We start from the raw sequence: 1569 nt of genomic DNA, 5'->3' as shown, positions 1-1569 counted from the left end.
GGGTCTCCTAGGAAAACATGGTGACCTCAGGCCGCGGCTCGTGGTGTGAGTTGGACGTCGTAGCCGAGGGATTTCAGCTGGTTGAGGGCCTTGTTTCGGGTTCTGTCGGGGTTCTTCTGGGCATAGTGGTCAGGGCCTAGTTCTTCGTAGGCGACGCCGTTCTTGAGCATGTTCCAGATGATGACGAGAAGCGTGTGTTCTAGCGCGACCACTGCTTTCAACGCTCCGGTCCGGGAACGGATCCGTCGATACTTTACGGCGAGATAGGTCGTTTTCGAGCGAGAGACCGAGAGTGCGGCGATCCCGAGCGCCGCCTTCAAGTGCCGGTTCCCGGGGCGTGTGGCGGTAGATTTCACGCGCCCCGCGGACTCGTTCTGCCCCGGGCATACTCCCGCCCAAGATGCGAGATGACCCGAAGTGGGGAAGGCGCTCATGTCGGTGCCGATCTCAGCGAGTATCTTAATCGCGGTGGCTTCTGATATCCCGGGGATCGTGGCCAGCAATTCCCGGGCTATCCGAAAAGGGCCAATGATGTCCTCGATCCGCGCGTCGATCTCCGCGATCGTCGATTCGATGTGGTCGATGCGCCCTAGATGCAGCCGCACCATGAAAGCGTGGTGGTCGTTGAAGCGGCCTGTCAGCGCTTCGACGAGTTGAGCTGACTTCTTTACCATCGACACGTGGGCGAGGCCCGCCAGCACTCTCGGGTCTCGTTCTCCTGCGACGAGTGCGTCCAGAATTCGCCGGGAGGACACGGTAGCCAGCGTCGACACGACCGACGAAAGTTTGATCCCGGATGCTTCCAGCCCTTTCTCCATCCGCGAGAACTCCCGCGTGCGCTCCTCGGTGAGGTTCGTTCGCGCACGCGTCAGATCGCGCAACTCCCGCACGGGCTCGGGCGGAACGAACGACGCCCGCAGAAGACCGTGAGCGGCGAGTTCTGCCAGCCAGGTCGCATCAGAGACATCAGTTTTGCGACCCGGAATGTTTCTAGCCTGCTTCGCATTCACCAATTCCACATTCAGTGTTTCAGCGAGAACGAAGAAGAACGGCTTCCAATAATCACCGGTCGCCTCCATCACCACAACCGTCACGCCCGCGACTTCAAGATCGGCCCGCAAACGCAGAACCTCGTTTGTCGTCGCACCATAGGTCGTCACGGTCTTCGTGAAGAAACCCTGTCGCAGCGACGGGACACGCACACAGACCTTCGCGTCGGTCTTGGAGATATCCATTCCAGCCGCCCGCTCATGAACAATGTCCACGATCTTCTCCGCCCTCAACCTCATCCGTGATCGCTCCGGCTGAAGCGACCGAGTCGCGGGGAGGACCGAAACAACAGATCAGGAATCTCCTAGTCGAGCTCACCGAACACCTTTCACATGCTCGGCTGCATCAATCCACGGCACCCGTGACAGAGCCCTCCACGTCACGCTCGATACCAGGCTCGAAACACTAAGACCTTGCGACGTCGACCACGACACCACCATCTTCGAACCACACCCGCCCAGCCACAAGCAGTTTTCCCTCACCACCGAGACGCGAAGCGGCTTCGCCGCTCGATACGCC

General features: G+C 60.1%; 1 protein-coding gene. It reads right to left on the bottom strand.

All coding sequences use genetic code 11. The annotated features are described in order from the left end of the window. Positions 1-26: 26 nt before the first annotated feature. Positions 27-1265, bottom strand: a complete 1239-nt coding sequence (locus EDF43_RS21590) for an IS110 family transposase (protein WP_132438520.1) — start codon at positions 1263-1265, stop codon at positions 27-29. Positions 1266-1569 lie beyond the last annotated feature (304 nt).

The sequence above is a fragment of the Rathayibacter sp. PhB179 genome (genome assembly GCF_004345345.1).
In the GTDB taxonomy this organism is placed as follows: domain Bacteria; phylum Actinomycetota; class Actinomycetes; order Actinomycetales; family Microbacteriaceae; genus Rathayibacter; species Rathayibacter festucae.
The sequence above is the reverse complement of the archived record's forward strand: the minus strand, read 5'-3'. Positions and strand labels throughout refer to the sequence as shown.